This window comes from Burkholderia sp. Ed8 (genome assembly GCF_040761425.1).
Classification (GTDB): Bacteria; Pseudomonadota; Gammaproteobacteria; order Burkholderiales; family Burkholderiaceae; genus Burkholderia; species Burkholderia seminalis.
In genome coordinates this window covers 732,398-754,301 of the sequence record NZ_CP142889.1, presented here as the reverse complement: position 1 = coordinate 754,301, position 21,904 = coordinate 732,398, and the positions used below count along the sequence as shown (strand labels likewise).

Here is a 21,904-nt window from a genome sequence, read left to right as displayed (position 1 = left end):
CCGGGTGACTGGCTAATCCGAACCGAGGCTCAGTGTGCTGCGTTGACGCTTCTCGATCGACGATTTGAGCAGCGCCGCCGAACGGAAGATGCCGTGCGCGAACTTGCCGTAAGGCAGCGTGGCGAACAGCGCCATCACGATGCCGAGATGAATCGCGAGCAGCGACGGCATCGCCGAGGTCGTGCGGAGTGCGAGCAGCGCGAGACCGGACGTGCTCGTCAGAAGCAGGAGCGCGATGAAGCCGCGGTCCATCGGACGCTGACGGGCGTCGCCGCGCGCCGGAGCGCGTTTCAGGTTCAGCCACAGCAGTCCCGCCGGTCCGGCGATCAGTCCGATGCCGCCCGCGGTTCCCAGCAGCACCGGCACGCTCAGAAACGGATACGGCGCTTCCAGCCCGAACGCGTAGTGATAGAGCGTCGCGACGGCGGTCGCCGCGAAGCACAGCATGAAGCCGTAGAACGTCAGGTGATGGAACCGGCGCCGCGCCAGCGTGAACGTATCGTTCTCCTCGTTGCAGCCGTCGCCATGGCCGCCGTCCAGGTACTTGAGCGTCAGCGCGTTCCGGGCCGCTTCCGCGACGGCCGGCGCGCTCGCGCTCGCCGTTCCTGCCGACACGTCGCGCCAGAAGCGCGTGACGCCGATACCGAGCGCGAGCATGGCGAACAGGAAAACGATGCCGAACATCGCCGCGAGCAGGTTGTGCGGAAAGATCGCGTAGAAGCTCGCGGGCGCGACATCGCCGGGCAAGCCGCCGTGCAATGCCGTACCGAGCAGCAGAAACAGCGCGAGTCCGGCCGCCAGTGCGACCGACAGGGTCAGGCCGTTGCGGTTGTACAGCGCGCCGAACGACGCGGGAAACGCGTATTCGGTGTAGGTTTCGAGCCGGACTTCGGCCATCGCTTTCGGCACGTTCACGCCGAACTCGTGCGGCGGCGCATATTGGCACGCGTGATAGCACGCACCGCAGTTGTGGCAGAGATTCGCCAGATAGTTGACGTCCGCCTTGCCGAATTCCAGGCGGCGCGTCATGGCCGGGAACACGGCACAGAAGCCCTCGCAGTAGCGGCAGGCGTTGCAGATCTGCATCTGCCGGGCGACTTCGGTTTCGCCGGCGCTCATCGGCACAATGGGAATCACGCGCGCCGTGCTGTCGCGTGGCGTTTTTTTCGTCTCGACCGAAAAGGCCGTGCGCGTGTGTTCGGGCGCGAGCGGGTCAGACTGCTGCACGGGTTGCCTCCGTTGTTTTGAGTGCGGCGCGCGCGGCCTGCGTCCCGGCAATGCGCCCGAAGGCCGTGCCGATCGACATGCCGACGCCCGCTGTATAGCCCTTGCCGAGCACGTTGCCGGCCATCATTTCGCCGGCCACGAACAGGTTCTCGCTGGCGGTGCCGCCGAAGTGAACCTGCGCGTGGTCGTTGGTCTTCAGTCCGAGGTACGTGAACGTGATGCCCGGCCGCAGCGCATAACCGTAGAACGGCGGCGTCTCGATGCGGCGCGCCCAATGCGTCTTGGGTGGCGCGAGCCGTTCGGTGTGGCAGTCGTCGAGTGCGGTGTGATCGAAGGTGCCGTCGCGGCACGCATCGTTATAGCGCGTGAGCGTTTCCATGAAGCGTGCTTCCGGCAGCCCGAGCTTGCGCGCGAGTTCCGGCAGCGTGTCGGCCTTTTCGCCCGGAAACACCGGCGGCATGAAGCGGCCGATGGCTTTCGAATCGATGATCGAATAGCCGATCTGCCCCGGCTGATGCGCAACGAGCCGTCCCCAGATTGCATAGCGCTTCGGCCAGAAATCCTCGCCTTCGTCGTAGAAGCGCTGGGCGTCGCGATTCACCACGACGCCCAGCGACACGCAGTCGATGCGCGTACAGATGCCGCCGTCATACAGCGGAGCGCGTGCATCGATCGCGACGCAATGCGACTGCGACGGGTCGCCGATCATGTCGGCACCGGCGTCGGCCATATGCTTGATGAGCACGCCCTGGTTGAAGCGCGTGCCGCGAATCAGGAAGTTGTCGGCGGGCCATTCGCCGCGCGCGTTTTGCCCCCACGCTTCGCGCAGCCATTCGCGATTGGATTCGAAACCGCCGGCCGCCAGCACGCAGGCGCGTGCCTCGAAGCGCTGGCTGCCGCTGCGCGCCGCGATGAAGCGGCTGCCGTCGAGTTCGAGCGAATCGACGGGCGTTTCATAGCGGATATCGACGCCGAGCGCTTCGGCGCTGCGGTAATACGCGTTGACGAGCGCCTTGCCGCCACCCATGAAGAACGCATTGGTGCGGGCCACGTGCAGCGCACCGGACAGCGGCGGCTGGAACCGCACGCCGTGCTTCCGCATCCACGGCCGGCACGACGACGACGCGCGGATCGTCAGCCGCGCGAGATGCTCGTTCGTGATGCCGCCCGTGACTTTCAACAGGTCCTGCCAGAATTCCTCTTCCGGGTAGGCATCGACGAGAACGTCCTGGGGGGCATCGTGCATGCAGCGCAGATTGCGCGTGTGTTGCGAGTTGCCGCCGCGCCATGCGCGCGGCGCGGATTCGAGAAGCAGGACCGAGGCGCCCGCTTCGCGCGCCATCAATGCGGCACACAGCGCGGCATTGCCTCCTCCGATTACGAGCACATCGACCATCAGACTTGCCTCCTTTTGGGCAAATCGTAAAGGCCTCGTGCACGCGCCGCTACCAGCCAGCCGTCAACGGGTGTTCACTTTTCGTGAAGGCTGAGGTTCCCGCAGCCGTGCGCCGGGCCAACGGCCTTCCCGCACCAGTTGACGGGCGACATCGGCGAGCACCACGCGCGCGGCGAGACCGGCGGGAGACAGTTCGTCATCGGAGATGCTGGCGAGCATGTTGGGCCGCGTGGCGTATTTCTCGGCGACGGGCACGCTCGTGAGTATCACGTTCTCGGGCCTTGCGAGCGCCGCGCCCGGCTGTATCGTCGCGCCGATGCCGGCGCGGACGAAGTCCATCAGGAGCGCGAGGCCGTCGACTTCGGCGACGATGTTCGGCTCGTACTCGGCGCGCCTGAATGCGGACAGCAGCAGCGAACGCAGCCCGTGCGTGCCGCTGGGGAGAATCAGCGGAAGCCTGCCGAGATGCTTGAGCCGGACGTATGCGCTCGTCGGCATGCCATCGAGATCGCCCGCGCCGATCAGGAACAGCCGCTCGTCCAGCAGCGGCAGCACGCTCCAGCGTTGCGCGGACTCCTCGCGGAACAGCACCGCGAGGTCGATCTGACGCGCGCTCAACATGGACGCCAGATAGCCGGAGAGACTTTCGACCATGTGCAACCGGACATCGGGATAGCGCGCGCGCATGGCCTGCATGAACGCGACACCCATCACGCTCGCCGTGCTCGGCGCCATGCCGACGCTGACGTGGCCCGACAGACGGGCTGAGCGTGCAGCTAGCGCGGCATCGTCGATGTGACGCAGCGCGAGTTGCGCCTGACGCCAGAACGCCAAACCTGCGTCGGTCGGGACGACGCCCGCCGAGGTGCGTTGCAGCAGACGCGTGGACAGCTCGCCTTCGAGGCGGCTGATCTGCTGACTCAATGCCGAGGTCACCACGCCGAGCTCCAGCGCTGCCTTGCCCATGCTTCCGTGTTCCACGACGCTGAGAAAATAGCGCAGTTGTCTGAGTTCCATTCCGCGATTGGTCAGAAGGATCGGGCTGATATTTTGACAGAAGGTCGTCGAACCATCCTCCGCTTCGAGGTCGGTTTGTCATGGTCCGGCGCCGGCGACCGCTCCCGCGAAGAGTGCGGGTTTGCGCATGTCATGGCACGCCACGCCCGCGTCACACGCTCCGCTATCGCGCGCTGAAAAACGTGGCAAGGATGTCGTTTTCCGGCGCCCCTTGCCGCGACACGGTGCGCTTTTCCGGCCGCCCGCGCGATCGAAGCGGACCCGAGCCGGCATGCGTTTCGCTTGACCGCACTCCCGTATAAACCGCGCGAGGCCTGATCAGGTCGGGATGTTCGCGCTGTTCGAGCCCGTGCGCGATCCAGCCGATCGAACGGCCCAGCGCGAACAGGCCGAACGCGGCGCCGACAGGCAGCCGCAAATGCCGGCGTAGCGCGACGAGCGCGAAATCCACCGAAGGCTTCTGGCCAACCAGCGAACTGCCCGCCTCGATCATCGTTTTCCATTGCGGATGGCGCGGCAGCATGCGCGACAATAGAGCCGCCGCCCGCACGTCGCCACCCGGATACAGCGAATGTCCGAACCCCGGCAGGTCGTCACCGCGGTGCAGGCGCTCGCGCATCGTGCGCGCGACGTCCCGGTTGCCGATTTCATCCCACATCGCCTCGACCCGCGCGGTGGTGGCGCCGTGCCGCCCGCCGGACAGAGCGGCGAGGCCGCCGATCACGACCGCTCGCAGGCTCGCATTCGTCGATGCCACGCATCGGCCCGTGAAACTCGATGCGTTGAGTTCGTGATCCGCGCACAGGACGAGCGCGATCCGGATGAGTTCCGCGCCCGCCGGCCCCACGCCCCATGCGCGCGCGCATTGCACGTGAACGGGCGCCGCATCGAACCCGGTGCGCAACAGGCACGCGGCGAGGATCCGTACCAGATCGCCGCAACCCTGCGCCCGGCTGTCGGCCGCTTGCTGCCACACCGCCGTCGGTGCGTCGTCGGTGGCGACGGCGAACAGCGGCAGGAGCGCTTGCTCCGCGCGTTGATCGCCGTAGTGCTTGAAGAGGGTGCGCAACACCGCGGGTGCGCGGGGAACGCGAGGACCGAACGCGGTGCGCTGGTCGCATTGCCAGAGCAGCGCGGCGACTTCCTCGAGACTCGCGTGGCCGGCGAGATCGAGCGCGTTCGCGCCGCGATAGAAAAGCTGGCCGCCCTCGATCAACGTGATGCTCGATTCGAGCACGGGCGCCCCCCAGTTCAGCGCGGCTTTCGCGACTTCCTTCGGTTTGCGGCCGCGCGCACGTTCGGCCGCGAGCCGGTCGACGTCCGCCGCGAAGTAGCGGCTTTCGCGCGGATTGCCCGAGGGCTCCGCGCGCAGCAGGCCGCGGCTGACGTAGGCGTAAAGCGTCTGCCGCGAGACGCCCAGCTTTGCGGCCGCTTCGATCGAATTCAGGTAGGGCGACATGGCATCAGGCTCGAATCGTTCGACAGGTTGATCAGGATAATCAACGTTGACAACAAATGCGAGCGAGCCGATCGTTGCGTCACCGAAACGATTCGAGACGAACATGCGTGCCGATCAAATTTCCCGTGTTGCGACGACGGCCGGCGAGGGGCCGATATCGCACCATCTGCAGGCACTCTGGGCCGCGCTGGGCGGCGCGCCGCACTTTCTCGAGCGTTGCCGCTTCAGCGGGTCGGGCGAACTGCCGTCCGCGTTTCGCGTGACCGACCTGGCCAGTGCGGCGATTGGCGCGGCAGGTGCGGCCGTTGCCGAACTGGTGTGCGAATCGACCGGCACATCGCCGGCCGTTCACGTCGACCGGCGCATGGCGTCGCTGTGGTTCGGCACGTCGCTGCGCCCGTCGGGATGGACGCTGCCGCCTCAGTGGGATCCGGTGGCCGGCAACTATCGGGCGCGCGATCGCTGGATCCGTCTGCACACCAACGCACCGCATCACCGGCAAGCCGCGTTGACGGTGCTCGGCTGCGCGGCGGATGCACAGGCAGTTGCCCGGGCGGTCGGCCGCTGGGACGCCGAGGCGCTCGAAGACGCGATCGTCGGGCGCGGCGGTTGCGCGGCGGTGATGTACTCGCGGGAGGAATGGGCCGCGCATCCGCAAGGCAAGGCCGTTGCTGCCGAACCGTTGCTGCACGTTCACGCCACGCAGGCGGTAGCGTCGCGCGACTGGCAGCCGGCGCGAGACCGGCCGTTGCGCGGCATTCGCGTGCTCGACCTGACGCGCATTCTCGCCGGTCCCGTCGCGACGCGATTTCTGGCAGGGCTCGGCGCCGACGTGCTGCGCATCGATCCGTATGGCTGGGAAGAGCCGGGCACGGTGCCCGACGTCGTTCTGGGCAAGCGCTGCGCCCGGCTTGACCTGAAGCAGCCCGCGGATCTCGCTACGCTCAAGCGGCTGCTGCGCGGCGCGGATATCGTCGTCCACGGCTACCGCTCCGACGCGCTCGCGCGTCTTGGTCTCGATGCCGCGCGACGGCGCGAGCTCAATCCCGCGCTCGTCGACGTATCGCTCGATGCATACGGCTGGAGTGGCGCCTGGCGTTGCCGGCGCGGCTTCGACAGCCTTATCCAGATGAGCACGGGAATCGCCGACGCTGGCATGCGCGCGGCGGGAAGCGACGCGCCGGTGAATCTGCCCGTCCAGGCGATCGACCATGCGACGGGTTACCTGATGGCGGCGGCGGCCGTACGCGGCCTGACGGCGCGACTGAAGGACGGTGCGGGCACCGAGGTTCGCGCTTCGCTGGCGCGTACGTCGGCCGTGTTGCAGCTGCGTTCCGAGCCGATGAGCGACGTGGTTGCGTTGGTTCCCGAGACGGAGCACGATCGCGCGAATCACGTCGAAGCGACGTCGTGGGGCCCCGCAACACGGCTGCTCCCGCCGTTGCGGATCGAGGGGGCGCCGCTCGCGTGGTTCCATCCGGCACGCGCGTTGGGCGCGTATGAACCGCGGTGGCTGGATTCGAACGTCGGCCTTTGACGAGCGGAGAAGGGGGCGGACGGTATCTGATCAACCCTTCGGATTCCTTTGCAGGCTGCCGGTGCGCGGAGGACAATACCGCTGACGCACGCATCGGAGGTTGCGCACCATGGCCACATTCCAGCCCGGCGGATGGCATACCGTCACGCCACGGATCGTCGTACCGGATCCGGAAAACCTGATCGCATTCGTCCGGACGGTGTTCGACGCCCGCGGCGAATACCGTGCCGGCTTGCCGGCCGACATCCGCATCGGCGATTCGGTCGTGATGATCAGCGGCGGCGACGGTCTGCGCGATCCGATGCCGGCGTTCCTGTACGTGTACGTCGAGGATACCGACGCGATCCATCGGCGAGCGGTCGCGGCGCACGCGATCTCGCTGGAAGCGCCCGCCGACATGCCGTACGGCGACCGGCGCGCGATGGTGAAGGATCCGTGGGGAAACCTCTGGCAGATCGCCACGCATCGGCGCGACCTGTCGGCCGACGAGATCCGCGCAAGGCTCGCCGGCGGGGAATAGCCGCAATTTTTGCTGCCTAGTCTGTCGCAATCGTCAAGATTCATGTCGCGTCCAGGTAAAACCTTCCCGTTCCCCATGCCGTTATCCGGTTCGTAGCCCCGCGCCGCGTGCTCACGAGCCGTGACGCGGCGCTCGTCGTTCGTGATCCGGAATCCACATCCGCCGCGGCCCGCACCCGGCCCGCGCAAGGGAACGTCATGCGAAAACAACTCACCATCCGCGGTGGACTCGTCGCGACCATCGCCGGTTATACCGTGCTGCTCGTGCTGGTGGTCGGCGCCTGTATCGCGGCCCTTTATATGGGCAACGATTCGCTCGAGGCGATGTACCGCGACGACACCGCTTCGCTGCTGCACCTGAAGACCAGCTCCGAGCGGATGCTCGTGTTGCGCGAACGCATGAGCGACGTGGCGCAGATCGTCAGCGCGGGTCAATCGGGCAAGGAGGGCACCGCGCAGCTTCACACGCTCCTCAAGCAGAGCAATGACGAACTGGAGGCGTACACGCGCCTGCATGCGCGCGACGCGAACGAGCAGGCATTGTTCGACGCGCTGCAGAGCCGCCGGCGCGCGCTGCTCGATCGAGTGTTCCTGAAAGCGCTGTCGCAGCTCGACGGCGACGACGCGTTCAACTTCCTCGACACGCAGCGCACCGCGCCGCCGACGCTGTTCGCCGCCTACCAGGACGCGATCGACGCGCTCGAATCGTTCCAGGTCGCGCGCCAGAAGGCCCGCTACGAGGCGGCCGGCGTGCGTTTCCACCGGATCGTGTGGGGGATGGCGGCGGTCGCCGGGCTGGCCCTCGTCGTCGGCTTTTTCGCGCAACGCCTGCTCGCGAAGGCGATCATCGAACCGATCCATCTCGCGGTCGGCCAGTTCGAGAAAATTTCGAAAGGCGACCTGACGGGCACCGTCGTCGTCGCGGGCGAAAACGAAATGGCCTACCTGCTGAATGCGCTGAAGCGGATGCAGGACGGTCTGGTCGACACCGTGAACCAGGTGCGCGCGAGCACCGAGACGATCGTCGGCGACGTCCGCACGATCGCGAGCGGCAACGTCGACCTGTCCGCGCGCACCGAGCAGCAGGCCGTGTCGCTGCAGCAGGCGGCCGCGAGCGTCGAACAACTGACGGCGGCCGTGCGCCAGAACGCGGACAACGCACGCGATGCGCGGACTTACGTCGAAGGGGCGGCCGGCATCGCGTCGCGTGGCGGCGAGGCGATGCAGCGCGTCGTCGAGACGATGTCCGCGATTTCGACCAGCTCCGCGCGGATTTCCGGCATCGTCGGCACGATCGAAAGCATCGCGTTCCAGACCAACATCCTCGCGTTGAACGCGGCGGTCGAAGCCGCGCGCGCGGGCGAGCAGGGGCGCGGGTTCGCGGTCGTCGCGACGGAGGTGCGCGGGCTCGCGCAGCGCTGCGCGTCGGCGGCGAAGGAAATTCGCGACCTGATCGGCAGTGCCGCGCGGCGGGTCGAAGACGGCAGCGGCCTCGTCACGCTGGCCGGCTCGGCGATGAGCGAGCTCGTCGCCGCGGTCGAGCGTGTCAACGCGATCATGGGGGAGACCAGCAATGCGTTCGAAGAGCAGTCGGCGGGGATCGAGCAGGTGAACGCCGCGGTCATCCAGATGGAGCAGACGATGCAGCGCAATGCGGCGCTGGTCGAGGAGGCCGCCGCCGCGGCGCTGTCGCTCGATGAACAGGGTTCGCGGCTGAGCGCGGCGGTCGCGCAATTCCGTCTGCGCGACGAGGCCGTCGCGTGAGGCGGGATCGTGTGGCGGTATCGCCGTGAGCGCCACACTGCGCGTTGCCGGGTAATGCATGGCCGAAGCGGTACGCGTGCCGGCCGTTGCCGATGGAGGCAGTCGTTTGCCTGATGCGCGGGCGGCGAGGCAACAGGATTCGACGTCGGGTCGTGAACGTGCCGAGCATGGGGGATAATCGGCGTCCCCTCTTCGACCCTCCGCGCCCGTGACGACTTCTGCGTTCGCCCCCTTTCAGGATCTGGCTCATACCTTGCTCGCTCAGTGGCCCGACGCTCATGGCGACGGCGCCCACGACACGTCGCATCTGCAGCGCGTGTGGAAGAATGCCGCCGCGATTCATGCCGAGGAGGGCGGCGACGCCGAAGTGCTGTGTGCGGCAACGCTGTTGCACGACTGCGTCGCGGTCGAGAAAGATTCCCCGTTGCGCGCACAGGCGTCGCGGCTGTCGGCGGAAAAGGCGCGGCGGGTGCTGAAGTCGCTTGGCTGGCCGGATGCGAAGATCGACGCCGTCGCGCACGCGGTCGAAGCGCACAGTTACTCTGCCCGTATCGCGCCGAGGACACTGGAAGCCAAGGTGCTGCAGGATGCCGACCGGCTCGATGCGATCGGCATGGTGGGCGTCGCGCGCTGCTTTTATGTCGCGGGCCGGATGGGCAGCGCGTTGTATGACCCGGCCGATCCGCATGCCGCGAATCGGGCGCTCGACGACACGCGATTCGCGATCGACCACTTCCGCACGAAGCTGCTGAAGCTGGCAACCGGTTTCCAGACCGTCACCGGTACGCGCATGGCGAACGTTCGTCGCGAGCGGTTGCAACGCTTTCTCGACGCGTTCTCCGACGAGATCTGAGGGCGCCGCTTCAATCGCCGACGGATCGATACAGCGCGTTCAGCTGCGACAACTCGTCGAGGAACCGGTCCTTGAGCGCCTGCGGCCCGAGGATCTTCACGTGCGCGCCGAAGCCCAGCAACTTGCGCGCGCCGTGCTCGATCGATTCGATGGGCATCAGGAATGCGTTCCATCCCGGCGGTATGTCCGCGTTGCCGGCCTCATGCCCGGCCGGCGCGGCCTCGATCCGCGCATTGGCCAGCCAGGTTGCGCCGCGCGGCGATAGGGCGACATGGGCGGTGAGCCGGTGGAGATCGGCTTCGACCCGGTTCATCGCGTCACGCCAGTGCGCGGCCAGGTCGAATCGCGCGGGGCGCCTGAAACGGCGGCGCGTCGTGTTGAATTCGCGGATGTTCGCGAGCCGGAAAGTGAGCGCGGCGGGTTTGCCGACTACCCTCGCGATCAGATACCAGGCCCCGCCCTTGAGCACGAGGCCGAGCGGTTCGAGCGCGCGGCGGGACACACCGCGCCAGCTCTGGTACGTCACGTCGATGCAATACGCACCCCACACCGCATCGGCGGCTTCACGCAGGAACGCGGGCGTTTCCTGCGCGCGGTACCAGTCCACGGTGTCGACGTGCAGCCGGCTCGCGACGCGATCGGCCTGCTCGCGCGAGGCCGGCGGCAGGCTGGCGATCATCTTCAGCCGCGCGGAAGCCGCCATGCCGTCGAGCCCCAGTTCACTCGCCGGCCCGGGCAAGCCCGCGAGGATCAGCGCGCGCGCTTCGTGTTCGGTGAGCCCCGTCAGATCGGTGCGCCAGCCGTCGCGCAATTGAAATCCGCCGTTGCGGCCGCGCTCGCCCCAGATCGGCACACCGGCCGTCGAGAGCTGGTCGATATCGCGCAGGATCGTGCGCTCGGACACTTCCAGCGCTTCGGCAAGCGCCGGCGCGGTCATTCGGCCGCGCGCTTGCAGCATCATCATGATCGACAACAGGCGGCTCGCTTTCATACGCGACACGTTACCTCAAATACCTGACACTGGATGTCATGTTTTCAAGCATATGCTTCGTCGCATCACTGAACCCGTTCCACTGTAGCGGAGACGAACCATGAAGATCATTTCAGGACCGCTGAGCATGTTCGGCGCCAAGGTCGAGATTGCGGCGCACGAGAAAGGCATCGATTTCGAGCGGGTGATGGTGCCGTTCAGTCAACAGCGCGGCTACGAACCGAAGCATCCGGACGTCTTGCGTATCAACCCGAAGCGCCAGGTGCCCGTGCTGATCGACGGCAATCTGGAGATCTTCGATTCCACGCAAATCTTCGAGTATCTCGAGGACCTGAAGCCGCAGCCCGCGTTGTGGCCCGCGCAACCGGCGGCGCGCGCCGTGGCGCGTCAGCTCGAACACGGCAGCGACGAAGTCTATTTCCCGCACGTCGTCCGGCTGATGGGGCTCGAGCGCACGCCGGACGACCCGGCGGCGCAGGCCGCGCGTGCCGAGGCGGCGCAATACTATCGACGCATGGAGCGCGTGCTCGCGGATCGGGATTTTCTGGCCGGCGCCTACTCCTATGCCGACATCGCGTTCTACATGGCGCAATTGTTCGGCGCACGCAAGGGCGCGCCGATGACCGACGACACGCCGAACCTGCTCGCGTGGCGCGAACGGATGACGGCTCGCCCCGCCGTGCGCAAGGTGGCCGGTGCGATGGCGGCGTATCTTGCGTCGATCGGGGAAGCCGTTCCCGGGTTTCTGCGCGAACTTTGGTAGCGGCTTTCGCACGACGGCCGCATGATCGCCCGGCGCGGCGCCGAGCGCCGGAGCGCCGCACGAACGAAGTCCGACGTGTTCCTCTATTCCGGGCCTTGACCTTGAAGTCGACTTAAAGCTTAGAGTGCTTGCTGACGACAGTGAATCAGCGGCGTCGGGTGTCGACTGCCACGGTCGATCATCGACGAGAGGCGACGAGCATGGACCGGCGATTGACGCAGGTCGGGCTCGGTGCGTCGACGGTCATGCGGCTCGACGTGGTCAAGGATGCGCAACGGGTCCTGAACCTACAGACGCCCCTGAAAACCTTCGATGCCCCCGGAATGCCACGCTGACGATAGGGATGCGCGACGCGCGCGCACGCACCGGAGGAGCCACTCATGCAGCAACCCGCCTACGATCTCGTCGTATTTGGCGCCACCAGTTTTGTCGGGCAGATCCTGTCCCGCTATCTGTCCGACTACCTGCCGGACGCCGGCGAGACGCTGCGCTGGGCGATCGCCGGCCGCTCGGAGGCGAAGCTCAGGCAAGTCAGGGAGGCGCTCGGCGCGGCCGGGCAGTCGGTGCCGATCATCGTTGCGGACGCGGCCGACGAAGCGCAGCTTCGGGCGCTGTGCGCGCAAACGCGGGTGGTCGTGTCGACCGTCGGGCCGTACGCCCTTTACGGGGAACCGCTCGTCAGGGTCTGTGCGCAAACCGGCACCGACTACTGCGACCTCACCGGCGAGACGCAGTGGATCAGGCGGATGATCGACCGGTACGAGCCCGCGGCCCGGCAATCGGGCGCGCGCATCGTGCATTGCTGCGGCTTCGATTCGGTGCCGTCGGACATGGGCGTTTTCTTCCTGCAGCAACACGCGCGGCGGCAGTGGGGCATGCCGGCCGGGCAGGTGAAGATGCGCGTCCGCACGCTGAAGGGCGGCGCGTCGGGCGGCACCGTGGCGAGCGTGATCAACGTCGTGCGGGAAGCGGCGGCCGATCCCGCGTTGCGCCGCGAATTGCTCGATCCTTATTCGCTGTGCCCGAAAGGGCATGGCTTTACGGCGCGGCAGCATGCGGTTCGGTCCGCCGAATTCGATCGCGATTGCGATGCGTGGATCGCCCCGTTCGTGATGGCGGCGATCAACGAGCGCGTCGTGCATCGCTCCAATGCGCTGGCCGGCAATGCGTACGGCAGCCGCTTCACCTATGACGAAGCCGTGATGACGGGCGCGGGCCTCAGGGGCCGCCTGACCGCGCTGACGATGGTCGCGGGACTCGGCGCGTTCATGGTGGGCATCCTCGTCAAGCCGGTGCGTAGCCTGATGGAGCGCTTCCTGCTGCCGAAGCCCGGCGAGGGACCGAGCGTCGAGGCCCAGCGGGCCGGCCGCTACGACTTGCGTTTCTTCGGTCGGGCCGACGACGGGCGGATCTTGCGCGTGAAAGTCACCGGCGATCGCGATCCGGGTTACGGGTCGACCGGCAAGATGCTCGGGCAGGCGGCCCTCAGCCTCGCGCTGGATGGCAGCGCCGACGGTGTCAAGCGCGGGCGCGGCGGCGGCTTCTGGACGCCCGCGACGATGTTCGACGAGCGCTATATCGAGCGCCTGGTTCGCCATGCCGGGTTGCGCTTCGAGGTGATCTGAGCGTAATCCACCTGCGATTGAAGAAGCAGGGTAAAGATCGCGCCACTCACGACGCCCGGTCGCGTTTGCCGGCGCCCGTGCGGGCGGTCGTCTCGTCCAGGATCGTCGCGGCGAATTCGGCGGCGGCCGGCATCCGGGCTTCATGCATCATCACGAATGCCATGTCCGGCAGTGGCGGCAAACCCTCGGCCACGCCCAGCTCGCGGAGCGTGTCGTCGATCGCGCTGCGCGGCACCGGGGCGATCGCGACACCCGCTCGCGCGAAGGCCCGGATGCCGGTCACGCTCGGGCTTTCGCACGCGATCCGGTAGTCCATGCCGGCCAGCGCGAGTGCCTTGATCGCGGCGCCGCGGTAAGGGCACGGATCGGGGAAACATGCGAGCGGCACGTCGCCTTCCGGAAGCGGCTCGTGGCGCGCAAACGCCCAGGCCAGCGGCTCCTGCCACAACGTCGCGCCCTGGCCGGCATGCGAGCACCGGCTGCCGATCACGAGATCGAACTCGCCGTTTGCGTACCGTTGGAACAAGCTGTCGCCGATGTCGACCACCAGATCCATCCGCAGGCCGCGCCGCGCGGCGCCATGGCGTCGCATCACGTCCGGCAGCCAGCCTTCCGCGACATCCTCCGACACGCCGATCCGCAACTTGATGTCGACGGCGTCGCCTTTTCCCAGTTTCGCCCGCGCTTCCTCGCTCAGGTTGAGCATCGCGCGTGCATAGCCGAGCAGTGTCTCGCCATGCGCGGTGGGCGTGACGCTGCGCGTATTGCGGACGAACAGGGCGCGGCCGACCTGCTCCTCGAGCCGAACGATCTGCGCGCTGACCGCGGACTGGCTGAGGTTCAGCCGATGACCGGCACCGGTAAAGCTTCGTATGTCGGCGACCGCAACAAACGTATGAAGCAATGCCGTGTCGAGGGGAGGATTCATTGATCATCAATCCAGGTTAATTCGATCAATTAATATCGTTTCCGGATTATAAGCCGACCCGATACGCTGCGAGTCGCAGTGGGCGATCGCGCATCCCGCGCGTCGCCGTCACTTGTCGCAAGGATTGGCTCCATGACACGCGTGCTCTATATCGAAGGCTCCCCCAACAAGGCATATTCGGCGTCCATCGACGTGTGCAACGCATTTCTCGATGCGTACCGGCATGCGCATCCCGATCATGACATCCAGAAACTCGATATCTGGGACGTGACGCTGCCCGAATTCGATGCGGCCGCGCTGGCCGCGAAGTATGCCGGACTGAGCGGCACGGCGCTGACGCCGGAACAGGCGGCGGCGTGGCAGCAGATCGAACGGCTCGCGGCGCCGTTCCACGAAGCGGACAAGTTCCTGTTCGGCGTGCCGCTGTGGAATTTCAGCATTCCGTACAAGCTCAAGCACCTGATCGACGTGATCTCGCAGAAAGACGTGCTGTTCACGTTCGACGGCACGGGTTTCAGCGGCAAGCTGGCCGGCAAGAAGGCGGCGGTCGTGTATGCGCGCGGGCTCAGCTATGAGGCGCCGGGTTCGTTGACGCCGGCCGCCGCGTTCGACCTGCAGCGTCCGTACATGGAAACGTGGCTCAAGTTCGTGGGCGTGACCGACCTCACCGGGATTGTCGTGGAGCGCACGTTGTTCGGCCCGGACGGGAAGATCGATCGCAGTCGCGCGCTCGACGAAGCCCGGACGATCGCGCGCACGTTCTGACGTTGCCGCGTGGTCGGCGGTCAGGTCAGCGCCCGCCGCGCGCGATGGCGAGCGCGACGCCGAATCCCACGAGCAGGCAACCGAAGGTGCGGTCGATCCAGTGGCGCAAGGACAGCAGGCGATCGCGGACGGCCGTCGCCGAAAAGCAGACGGCCACCAGGCTGAACCAGCCGGCATGCGCGACCGCGATGAACGCGCCATAGCCGATCTGTACGATCAGCGGCGTGTCGGGCCGCACGGCCTGCATGAACAGGCTGACGATGAACACCGTGGTTTTGGGGTTCAGCGCGTTGGTCAGGAAACCGGTGCGTAATGCGGCGAGATCGGACAGCGGGGCCGCTGGCGTGTCGGGTTGTCTGGCGTGGGCCTTGGCCATGAGCATCTTGACGCCCAGGTAGACCAGGTAGATCGCGCCGATCAGCTTGATGGCGTTGAAGAGCCACAGCGATTGACGGATCAGCAGCCCGATGCCCAGCAGCGTGTAGCTCACGTGAACCGTGACGCCCAGCCCGATTCCGAGCGCGGTGAGCACGCCGGCGCGGCGCGACAGCATGAGGCTGTTGCGCGTGACCATCGCGAAGTCCGGGCCCGGGCTGATGACGGCCAGCAACGTAATGGTGACTACAACTATCAATTCGGTCATCGCTTTTCCTTTCGGTCGGAGTCTTGATGGCACAATCGTAGCCACCGTATTCCATCAGGAAAAACGATGATTTCTGACGACGATCGTGAGTTTGACTCACAATCGACCCGTGCGAACCTGCCGTCGCTGATGGCGCTGCGCTGTTTCGAGGCGGCGGCGCGTCACGAGAATTTCAGCCGTGCGGCGGACGAGCTGTGCGTGACCCACGGCGCGGTCAGCCGCGCGGTGCGTCTGCTCGAGGAGGATCTCGGCGTGGCGCTTTTTCTGCGGCGCAGTCGTCGCGTATTCCTGACCGATGCAGGACGCAAGCTGGCGCAGGCCGTTCACGACGGCCTCGGCCTGATGCGTCGCGCCACGCAGGAATTGCGTAGCGAGGCTGAGCGTGCCCGGCGGTGGGTACTGTCGTGCGAGCCGACGCTGCTGATGCGCTGGCTGATCCCGCGCTGGCCGGATTTCCAGGCGCGACAGGCGGATGTCGATATCCACCTGGTTGCCGCGGGCGGGCCGTTTTCGTTCGACAGCGGGATCGACATGGCGATTCGCCGCAACGATTTCACGTGGCCGGCGGGGTATCACGCGGAGCCGTTGTTCGCCGAGCAGGTGGGGCCGGTTTGTCGACCGGACAAAGCCGGTGCGTGGTTTGCCGCGCGCCGCGGCCAGCGTTCGTTGAAGCAGGAGGCGCCGCTCCTGCATACGCGGACCCGGCCGAATGCGTGGAAGGAGTGGACGGTGGCGGCCGGTCTGCCGGCCGCGAGCAGGCGCGGGCAGACGTTCGATCATTTCTATTTCAGCCTGCAGGCGGCTGTTGCGGGGCTGGGGGTGGCGATCGGGCCGTGGCATCTCGTGCGCGACGACATCGAAAGCGGTGTGCTGGTCGCGCCGATGGGATTCGTCGAGGATGGCTCGCATTACTGCCTGCTGACGCCGGCGCCGGTGGTGGACGGGAGCGTACCGGGGGCGTTGTTGAGGTGGTTGCGGGCGGTAGTGTGATGGAGGGAGTTGGGGAGCGGAAATGGGCCGTGCGTGGCGAACTCGATCGGGGGTGTCGATCCATTCCGGCCCTGACGGCAGGGTCCGAGGTCAAACGGTCGTTCCGTCTCGTCCCGGAACGCCGGCTTCTCGGCGGGGCTCCAGCGTGCGCGGAAGTGCGACTTCATGCGGAGCAGCCCACCGCACACGCCAGCCGTCGGGATTGGCCGACATCGATTCGGCTACGCGTATTTGTCGCCGACCGTACTGCGAATCGGATGGGTGTCGTAGACGATGATCATCCGTTCGATGCGCCCCGCGGTGTCGAACTCGAACACGTCGACGCACTCGAAGTGCGCCACCGAGCCGTCTTTCAGCGCCCAGTCGTAGATGAAGTAGCCTGTCGCACGTCGCGCCCCGCTCGTGCTGACGCAGATATCGATCGGTGTAATCTTGCTTGCTCCCGACGCGGCGGCAACCTTCGAAAAGAAGCGCTCAGGGGGCATCCAGCCGAGAAATGGCGAGAAAATCTGCGCGTCCGGCGTAAAGAGCGCGCAGATGGCGTCGACATCGCCTCGCTCCAGTTCCCGAAGGTAAGCGCGAACCTGTTCCGTATATAGTGAGGCCGACGTTGAGCCCAAGATTATCCTCCGATCATTCGTTGACAACCCCGTTCATTCGCGTGAACGGGGCATCCGGTAGACGCACGATAGCGACGCACCGATGACTGGACAATCGAAAAATTTGCAAGCCGGGTATGCGGCGCATGCATACCCGCTGGCCGACCTGACGCGGCCCCTGCCGCCGTTGGCGGCGATTCAGTCGTTCGTCGCCGCGGCGCAGCTCGGCAGCGTCAGCAAGGCCGCGGATCACCTGTGCCGTACGCAAGGCGCGGTGAGCCGCCAGATACAGCAACTGGAAACGCATTATCGATGCGCACTCTTCGTGCGCCATGTATCGGGTCTCACGTTGACGGCGGAAGGAAGCGAGCTGCTGACGGTCGCGGTCAACGTGCTCACGCAACTGGTTCAGCACGCGGACGTGCATGCACGGGCGACCTCGGTGCTCACGTTGAAGTTGCCGTCCACGTTCGCCATTCGCTGGCTGCTCCCGCGGCTGCCGGACATTCATCGCGCGATGAGCGGTACGGAACTTCGTATTTCGACATCCGCGGACGATACGCCGGATTTCACGACGCCCGACGTCGATGCCGTCATTGTGCGCGGCGCGGGGCAGTGGACCGGCATGGAAGCGGTACCGCTCTTTTCCGAGATGCTCACGCCGATGTGCGCGCCCGCATTGGCCGCATCGCTTCAATCCGTTGCCGACCTTGCGCAGGTCGATTTGCTTCATCCCGGGCCCAGCCACGCGGAGTGGCGATGCTGGCTCGATCATGTCGGGGCGCGCCAGATCGATGCGGGACGCGGACTGGTATTCGATACCCTCGAATTGACGCTCGCGGCATCGGTGGAAGGGCACGGCGTGGCCATCGGCGACCCGCGAATGGCACGAGACCGACTCCGTGCCGGATCGCTGGTGACGCCGTTTGCGGACGTGGTTCCGGACGGCCTGTCCTACTTCCTCGTCTATCCGCCTCAACGTGCGGCACAACCGAAAATTCGCGCCCTCGCCGACATCTTGCTGCGACTTGCGCGAGAAGACTGATTGACAGGCGAGCGTCCGATGCGGCGCGGTAACGGCTGGACTGCAGTGAACATTTCGCGGCGCCTTTCAACCCGCTTCCTGCATCGGAAGGACAATCACGAGGTCGAGCGATGCAACTTCAAACCGGTAACCTGTTCAGTGTCGAAGGGCAACGCGGCGGCGACGAGCGGATCGATCTCCTCGTCAGGGCACAGCACCTGAATGTCGAGCGGATCGTGTCGATGGGACACACGAGCCCCGATGGATTCTGGTATGACGACGCGCGTGCCGAATGGGTCGTCTTGCTGTCGGGCGCGGCCGTGCTCGAATTCGAAGAAGGTTCGACGCGGCACGAGATGCATCCGGGCGACTATGTGCTGATCGAACCGCATTGCCGCCATCGTGTTGCGTGGACACATGAAGAAACGCAAACCGTGTGGCTTGCGATTTATTACGAACGATGAGGAAGGAATTGGCGTGCGGCGGGCCGAATGAGACAAATGGGTATTAACCCGGAGCGGTCTTTGAATCCCGCCGGTATCGATGCCCCACTCGCCGGACAGCGCGCTGAACCGCGCGCCGGTACGCGCCGAAAATCTTATTCCTGGATCAGGAATCGATTGCGGTTCTTCGCATCCTTGATCCATGCCGGCGCGCGACCGCGGCCCGACCAGGTTGCACCGGTCTTCGGGTCGCGATACTTCGCCTGCACGGGCGCCGCTGCCTGCTTGGCCGGCCGACCACGACGCGTGCCGAAAATGTCCTTTTCGGTAATGCCGTATTCCGCGACCTTGGCACGGATGTCGTCGACGATCGCCTGGAATTCGGCGATGCGCGCGGCTTCGGCCTTTTCGGCCAAAGCGTCCATTTGGGCTTTCAGTTCCTTGTAAGTCGCCATATATCGCTCATCAGGTTGTGTGTTCACATGATAGCGGTTTCAACCGGAAATGATGAAAAAAATCTCGCCGACTACGAATTACGGTGTCGATATCGCGCGCGGGACTGCTTCGAACACCTGATAAGTGTGTCAATTGCGTCATTTTCGGCGGATGGGTGCCTTCGGGACAAGATTCGGGGACTCAATTATTCTTTATCTTTTTTATGAAGGATCGGGGAATTCACGGATGAACAGAGACGATAAGCTGAAACAGATCGCGGCCGATTTCGGATTCGATCCGGACGCGGAAATCAGGATCGGCGGAAAGTACACGCCCGTTCTGGTCGATGGAAGGACGGCCTATATCTCAGGCCAGATTCCGCGAATCGGGGAAGTCGTGCATTTCGTCGGTATCGTCGGCGAATCCGTTTCGCTGGACGACGGCCGCCGTGCGGCCGGCATATCGGCGCTGCGTGCGCTGTCGCTGATTCGCAAGCATTGCGGCACGCTCGATGCGATCGCGACGGTGCCGCGCATCACCGTTTATGTGCGCAGTGCACCCGGCTTCACGATGCAAAGCGAAGTGGCCGACGGCGCGTCCGACGTCCTGTACGCCGTGCTCGGCGATGCCGGCGTCCACACGCGTTCGTCGGTCGGCGTGCTGCAGTTGCCCAAAGGCGCGGCGGTGGAAGCCGATTTCATTTTCGGGCTGAACCGCGACGACGCCACACGCTGATCGCCCGCCGGTCCAACGATGGGGCAACCTTGTGCGTCAGCGTGGCATCGTCCGCGAGCGTGCGGCGTCGGGGGTCATGCCGGTCCATTCGTTGAACGCGCGGAAGAACGAGTTCGGATCCTGGTAGCCGAGCAGGAACGCGATCTGGCTGTAGGGGAGATCCGAGCGATCGAGGTAGTGCCACGCGAGCTTCTCGCGGACATCGGCCAGGATGGTCTTGAAGGTCGCGCCGTCGTCGCCGAGCCGGCGTTGCAGCGTGCGCTTGCTGATCGCAAGCGTCCGTGCGACGTCGTCCGCGGTGGCGAGGCCGCCCGGGATCAATTCGAGCAGTGCCGCGCGCACGCGTTCGACGATACCCGCGCCCGCCGACAGCGCGTCGAGGCGGCGGCGCAGATCGGGTTCGAAGATTGCCCACATCGCATGGTTGGCCGTCACGAACGGACGCCGCGCGTCCTGCAGCGCGAAGCTCACGGCGGGCGCGTCGCCGTATTGCGGCGCCACGCCGAAAAAACGCGCATAGCCGGGATGCGGCGCGAGGCCGCGCGGCAGCGTGACGGCGCGGGCGGGCAATGCGGTGCGGGTTGCCAGCCGCGCCAGCTTCACGAAGAAGCCCAGTTCGGCCGCGAGCAGCATGCCGGGCGGCGGCACCTCGCGTTCGAGGAAGTCGACGGCGAGCACGAGCGCGTCGGCATCGTGCGTGACGTGCACGCGCATCGGGCCGATCAGCGGCTTGAACTGGCCGATGCGCCGGATGGCGACCTCCAGGTCCGGACTGCACAGCGCGGCGAACAACAGCGGGTCGAAGGCCTCGACGGAGAGCAGGTCGAGGAGGCGCAGCGCGACGGCCGGCACGCCGGCCAGCTCCTCCACCGCCTGCCACATGCGGAAGTACTCGCGGGTGGTCAGCCCGTTCCCGGGCCGCGCGAACAGATCGGCGGGCAATTGCGCGCGCCGCAGCAGTTCGTCGGTACGCAGGCCGAGGTCGGCCATCACGATCTGGTAGCCCGGTAAAATCGCGAAGCGGTTCATCGCCGCAATTGCCCGGTTTCGACGAACTGCTGAAAGAAGTCGTTCATCGACTCGGCGAGCGGGCGATAGCGCAGGCCGAGTTCGTTGCGACTGCGGCTGTTGTCGCCGCGCCAGGGAAGCCCGACGTTGCGCGCGATCACGCGGCGCGTCACGCCTTTGTTCGCGAGCGGACCGACCAGCCACACGAGCCATTTGGGCAGGATGCGCCGCGGAATCGGGTAGTCGGCGCCATACCGCTCGAGCAGCGTGGCGGCCATCGCCGGCAGGCTGGTATCGTGACCGGACACGATGTAGCGGCCGTTGGCGCTCGCCAGAAACGCGGCCCGGACGTGCGCATCGGCGACGTCGCGCACGTCGACCGCGCCCAGGCCGAGATTCGGCACGCCCGCTTTCATCGTGCCGTTGCCCATCTGCCGCACGATCTCGAAGCTTTCCGACGTGTCGTACGGATTGATGCCGGGGCCGATCACGAGCGACGGATTGATGGTCACGAGATCCCAGCGGTGCTGCGCGCCGGCGATTTTCCACGCTTCGCGCTCCGCCACGGTCTTCGAATACGAATACGGCTGATGGGCGAGCGACGAGCTGGTGTTCCAGATCGCCTCGGTGAACACGCCGTTCGGCGTCGCGGCGAGATCGGCGTTGTCGCCGTAGATCGCCGCGCAGCTGCTGGTCAGCACGACGCGCCGCACCGACGGTGTGCGGTTGGCCGTTTCGAGCACGTTGCGCGTGCCGAGCAGCGCCGGATCGACGAGTTCCTTCTGCGGGTCGCGAACGGTGACCGTGAACGGCGACGCGGTGTGGAACACGATGCCGCAACCGGCCATCGCAGCCGCGTACGAGCCGGGTTCGAGCAGATCGGCGCGGAAAAAACGGATCGTGCCGGGTGTGCCCGCCGCGATGCGCTGGAGGTGCTTCAGCTTGTCCGGGCTGTCGGGGTCGCGGACGGCCGCGTGGACCGTCAGGCCGGCCTCGAGAAGCCGTTGCACGAGCCGGCCCGCGACGTATCCGGTGGCGCCGGTCACCATCACGGGGAGGTCGGTATCGATATTCATGGGCGTGGGTTCCGTGGCAGAGGCGATGCGTCATGATGCCGCCTTTTACGCGCCAATTCACTTGCAAAGCGCGCCAATCGGCATGCAAGGTGCGACAGGCGGCGCGA

Annotated in this window: 22 protein-coding genes and 1 pseudogene; 12 read left to right on the top strand and 11 right to left on the bottom strand. The window is 66.2% G+C overall.

What is annotated here, in order from left to right; all coding sequences use genetic code 11:
* Nucleotides 1-12: 12 nt before the first annotated feature.
* The 4 genes from tcuB to VXM69_RS37590 form a co-directional block, all read right to left on the bottom strand.
* A complete protein-coding gene (gene tcuB, locus VXM69_RS37605; protein WP_367190496.1) occupies nucleotides 13-1,227 on the bottom strand; it encodes a tricarballylate utilization 4Fe-4S protein TcuB in 1,215 nt (404 codons plus the stop codon).
* Nucleotides 1,214-2,623: an FAD-dependent tricarballylate dehydrogenase TcuA gene (gene tcuA, locus VXM69_RS37600; protein WP_367190495.1), complete on the bottom strand. Its 1,410-nt coding sequence runs from the start codon at nucleotides 2,621-2,623 to the stop codon at nucleotides 1,214-1,216. Before tcuA ends, tcuB begins: the two co-directional genes overlap by 14 nt.
* 63 nt (nucleotides 2,624-2,686) lie before the next feature.
* On the bottom strand, nucleotides 2,687-3,640 hold the full coding sequence (locus tag VXM69_RS37595) for a LysR family transcriptional regulator (protein WP_367190494.1): 954 nt from the start codon (nucleotides 3,638-3,640) through the stop codon (nucleotides 2,687-2,689).
* Nucleotides 3,641-3,803: 163 nt separating this feature from the next.
* Nucleotides 3,804-5,099, bottom strand: coding sequence for a citrate synthase family protein (locus VXM69_RS37590; protein WP_049035759.1), 1,296 nt, complete (start codon nucleotides 5,097-5,099; stop codon nucleotides 3,804-3,806).
* 103 nt (nucleotides 5,100-5,202) lie between these two features.
* Between VXM69_RS37590 and VXM69_RS37585 the strand changes: the two genes are divergently transcribed.
* From VXM69_RS37585 to VXM69_RS37570, 4 genes are all read left to right on the top strand, one after another.
* On the top strand, nucleotides 5,203-6,636 hold the full coding sequence (locus VXM69_RS37585) for a CoA transferase (RefSeq protein WP_367190493.1): 1,434 nt from the start codon (nucleotides 5,203-5,205) through the stop codon (nucleotides 6,634-6,636).
* A gap of 109 nt (nucleotides 6,637-6,745) precedes the next feature.
* On the top strand, nucleotides 6,746-7,156 hold the full coding sequence (locus tag VXM69_RS37580; protein WP_059562442.1) for a VOC family protein: 411 nt from the start codon (nucleotides 6,746-6,748) through the stop codon (nucleotides 7,154-7,156).
* Between the two features lie 197 nt (nucleotides 7,157-7,353).
* Nucleotides 7,354-8,919, top strand: a complete 1,566-nt coding sequence (locus VXM69_RS37575) for a methyl-accepting chemotaxis protein (protein WP_367190492.1) — start codon at nucleotides 7,354-7,356, stop codon at nucleotides 8,917-8,919.
* Between the two features lie 208 nt (nucleotides 8,920-9,127).
* Entirely contained in the window at nucleotides 9,128-9,772 is a 645-nt protein-coding gene (locus VXM69_RS37570; RefSeq protein ID WP_034191891.1) for an HD domain-containing protein, read from the top strand.
* 10 nt (nucleotides 9,773-9,782) lie between these two features.
* Here VXM69_RS37570 and VXM69_RS37565 read toward each other — a convergent pair whose 3' ends face one another.
* On the bottom strand, nucleotides 9,783-10,763 hold the full coding sequence (locus tag VXM69_RS37565; RefSeq protein ID WP_049031229.1) for a YafY family protein: 981 nt from the start codon (nucleotides 10,761-10,763) through the stop codon (nucleotides 9,783-9,785).
* 100 nt (nucleotides 10,764-10,863) lie between these two features.
* Between VXM69_RS37565 and VXM69_RS37560 the strand changes: the two genes are divergently transcribed.
* From VXM69_RS37560 to VXM69_RS37550, 3 genes and pseudogenes are all read left to right on the top strand, one after another.
* Entirely contained in the window at nucleotides 10,864-11,526 is a 663-nt protein-coding gene (locus tag VXM69_RS37560; RefSeq protein WP_124608693.1) for a glutathione S-transferase family protein, read from the top strand.
* Nucleotides 11,527-11,750: 224 nt separating this feature from the next.
* Nucleotides 11,751-11,861: pseudogene (locus VXM69_RS37555) on the top strand (acetoacetate decarboxylase); the annotation flags it as partial.
* 45 nt (nucleotides 11,862-11,906) lie between these two features.
* Entirely contained in the window at nucleotides 11,907-13,151 is a 1,245-nt protein-coding gene (locus VXM69_RS37550; protein WP_367190491.1) for a trans-acting enoyl reductase family protein, read from the top strand.
* A 46-nt stretch (nucleotides 13,152-13,197) separates the two neighbouring features.
* Here VXM69_RS37550 and VXM69_RS37545 read toward each other — a convergent pair whose 3' ends face one another.
* Complete coding sequence (locus VXM69_RS37545) at nucleotides 13,198-14,079, bottom strand: LysR substrate-binding domain-containing protein (protein WP_367190490.1); 882 nt, start codon at nucleotides 14,077-14,079, stop codon at nucleotides 13,198-13,200.
* 132 nt (nucleotides 14,080-14,211) lie between these two features.
* On the opposite strand from VXM69_RS37545, the gene VXM69_RS37540 reads away from it, so the two are divergent.
* Nucleotides 14,212-14,844 (top strand): FMN-dependent NADH-azoreductase, encoded by a 633-nt coding sequence (locus VXM69_RS37540; RefSeq protein WP_367190489.1) that lies wholly within the window; start codon nucleotides 14,212-14,214, stop codon nucleotides 14,842-14,844.
* A gap of 25 nt (nucleotides 14,845-14,869) precedes the next feature.
* Here the strand turns inward: VXM69_RS37540 and VXM69_RS37535 are convergent, their stop codons facing one another.
* Nucleotides 14,870-15,487, bottom strand: coding sequence for a LysE family transporter (locus VXM69_RS37535; protein ID WP_059562461.1), 618 nt, complete (start codon nucleotides 15,485-15,487; stop codon nucleotides 14,870-14,872).
* Between the two features lie 66 nt (nucleotides 15,488-15,553).
* Here VXM69_RS37535 and VXM69_RS37530 point away from each other — a divergent pair, with 66 nt between their 5' ends.
* Entirely contained in the window at nucleotides 15,554-16,477 is a 924-nt protein-coding gene (locus tag VXM69_RS37530) for a LysR family transcriptional regulator (RefSeq protein ID WP_367190488.1), read from the top strand.
* Nucleotides 16,478-16,698: 221 nt separating this feature from the next.
* Here VXM69_RS37530 and VXM69_RS37525 read toward each other — a convergent pair whose 3' ends face one another.
* Complete coding sequence (locus VXM69_RS37525) at nucleotides 16,699-17,097, bottom strand: nuclear transport factor 2 family protein (protein ID WP_226229189.1); 399 nt, start codon at nucleotides 17,095-17,097, stop codon at nucleotides 16,699-16,701.
* A gap of 82 nt (nucleotides 17,098-17,179) precedes the next feature.
* Between VXM69_RS37525 and VXM69_RS37520 the strand changes: the two genes are divergently transcribed.
* Nucleotides 17,180-18,121, top strand: coding sequence for a LysR substrate-binding domain-containing protein (locus tag VXM69_RS37520; RefSeq protein WP_367190487.1), 942 nt, complete (start codon nucleotides 17,180-17,182; stop codon nucleotides 18,119-18,121).
* Nucleotides 18,122-18,231: 110 nt separating this feature from the next.
* Nucleotides 18,232-18,564, top strand: coding sequence for a cupin domain-containing protein (locus tag VXM69_RS37515; RefSeq protein WP_049036215.1), 333 nt, complete (start codon nucleotides 18,232-18,234; stop codon nucleotides 18,562-18,564).
* A 134-nt stretch (nucleotides 18,565-18,698) separates the two neighbouring features.
* Here the strand turns inward: VXM69_RS37515 and VXM69_RS37510 are convergent, their stop codons facing one another.
* Nucleotides 18,699-18,998, bottom strand: coding sequence for an H-NS histone family protein (locus tag VXM69_RS37510; protein ID WP_034191881.1), 300 nt, complete (start codon nucleotides 18,996-18,998; stop codon nucleotides 18,699-18,701).
* Nucleotides 18,999-19,224: 226 nt separating this feature from the next.
* Between VXM69_RS37510 and VXM69_RS37505 the strand changes: the two genes are divergently transcribed.
* Entirely contained in the window at nucleotides 19,225-19,713 is a 489-nt protein-coding gene (locus VXM69_RS37505) for a RidA family protein (RefSeq protein ID WP_059562470.1), read from the top strand.
* A gap of 36 nt (nucleotides 19,714-19,749) precedes the next feature.
* Here VXM69_RS37505 and VXM69_RS37500 read toward each other — a convergent pair whose 3' ends face one another.
* Nucleotides 19,750-20,742: an AraC family transcriptional regulator gene (locus VXM69_RS37500; protein WP_034191879.1), complete on the bottom strand. Its 993-nt coding sequence runs from the start codon at nucleotides 20,740-20,742 to the stop codon at nucleotides 19,750-19,752.
* Nucleotides 20,739-21,797 carry an NAD-dependent epimerase/dehydratase family protein gene (locus VXM69_RS37495; protein WP_367190486.1) on the bottom strand — a complete coding sequence of 353 codons (1,059 nt, stop codon included), beginning with the start codon at nucleotides 21,795-21,797 and terminating at the stop codon, nucleotides 20,739-20,741. The genes VXM69_RS37500 and VXM69_RS37495 overlap by 4 nt, the downstream gene beginning before the upstream one ends.
* Nucleotides 21,798-21,904 lie beyond the last annotated feature (107 nt).

Bases quoted from the DNA above. Each gene is read 5' to 3' on its own strand.
- VXM69_RS37515 (WP_049036215.1), top strand. From the start codon at position 18,232: ATGCAACTTCAAACCGGTAACCTGTTCAGTGTCGAAGGGCAACGCGGC.
- VXM69_RS37580 (WP_059562442.1), top strand. From the start codon at position 6,746: ATGGCCACATTCCAGCCCGGCGGATGGCATACCGTCACGCCACGGATC.
- VXM69_RS37495 (WP_367190486.1), bottom strand. From the start codon at position 21,797: ATGAATATCGATACCGACCTCCCCGTGATGGTGACCGGCGCCACCGGA.
- VXM69_RS37500 (WP_034191879.1), bottom strand. From the start codon at position 20,742: ATGAACCGCTTCGCGATTTTACCGGGCTACCAGATCGTGATGGCCGAC.
- VXM69_RS37585 (WP_367190493.1), top strand. From the start codon at position 5,203: ATGCGTGCCGATCAAATTTCCCGTGTTGCGACGACGGCCGGCGAGGGG.
- VXM69_RS37505 (WP_059562470.1), top strand. From the start codon at position 19,225: ATGAACAGAGACGATAAGCTGAAACAGATCGCGGCCGATTTCGGATTC.
- VXM69_RS37595 (WP_367190494.1), bottom strand. From the start codon at position 3,640: ATGGAACTCAGACAACTGCGCTATTTTCTCAGCGTCGTGGAACACGGA.
- tcuA (WP_367190495.1), bottom strand. From the start codon at position 2,623: ATGGTCGATGTGCTCGTAATCGGAGGAGGCAATGCCGCGCTGTGTGCC.
- VXM69_RS37545 (WP_367190490.1), bottom strand. From the start codon at position 14,079: ATGAATCCTCCCCTCGACACGGCATTGCTTCATACGTTTGTTGCGGTC.
- VXM69_RS37520 (WP_367190487.1), top strand. From the start codon at position 17,180: ATGACTGGACAATCGAAAAATTTGCAAGCCGGGTATGCGGCGCATGCA.
- VXM69_RS37575 (WP_367190492.1), top strand. From the start codon at position 7,354: ATGCGAAAACAACTCACCATCCGCGGTGGACTCGTCGCGACCATCGCC.
- VXM69_RS37550 (WP_367190491.1), top strand. From the start codon at position 11,907: ATGCAGCAACCCGCCTACGATCTCGTCGTATTTGGCGCCACCAGTTTT.
- VXM69_RS37510 (WP_034191881.1), bottom strand. From the start codon at position 18,998: ATGGCGACTTACAAGGAACTGAAAGCCCAAATGGACGCTTTGGCCGAA.
- VXM69_RS37590 (WP_049035759.1), bottom strand. From the start codon at position 5,099: ATGTCGCCCTACCTGAATTCGATCGAAGCGGCCGCAAAGCTGGGCGTC.
- VXM69_RS37540 (WP_367190489.1), top strand. From the start codon at position 14,212: ATGACACGCGTGCTCTATATCGAAGGCTCCCCCAACAAGGCATATTCG.
- VXM69_RS37560 (WP_124608693.1), top strand. From the start codon at position 10,864: ATGAAGATCATTTCAGGACCGCTGAGCATGTTCGGCGCCAAGGTCGAG.
- VXM69_RS37530 (WP_367190488.1), top strand. From the start codon at position 15,554: ATGATTTCTGACGACGATCGTGAGTTTGACTCACAATCGACCCGTGCG.
- VXM69_RS37535 (WP_059562461.1), bottom strand. From the start codon at position 15,487: ATGACCGAATTGATAGTTGTAGTCACCATTACGTTGCTGGCCGTCATC.
- VXM69_RS37565 (WP_049031229.1), bottom strand. From the start codon at position 10,763: ATGAAAGCGAGCCGCCTGTTGTCGATCATGATGATGCTGCAAGCGCGC.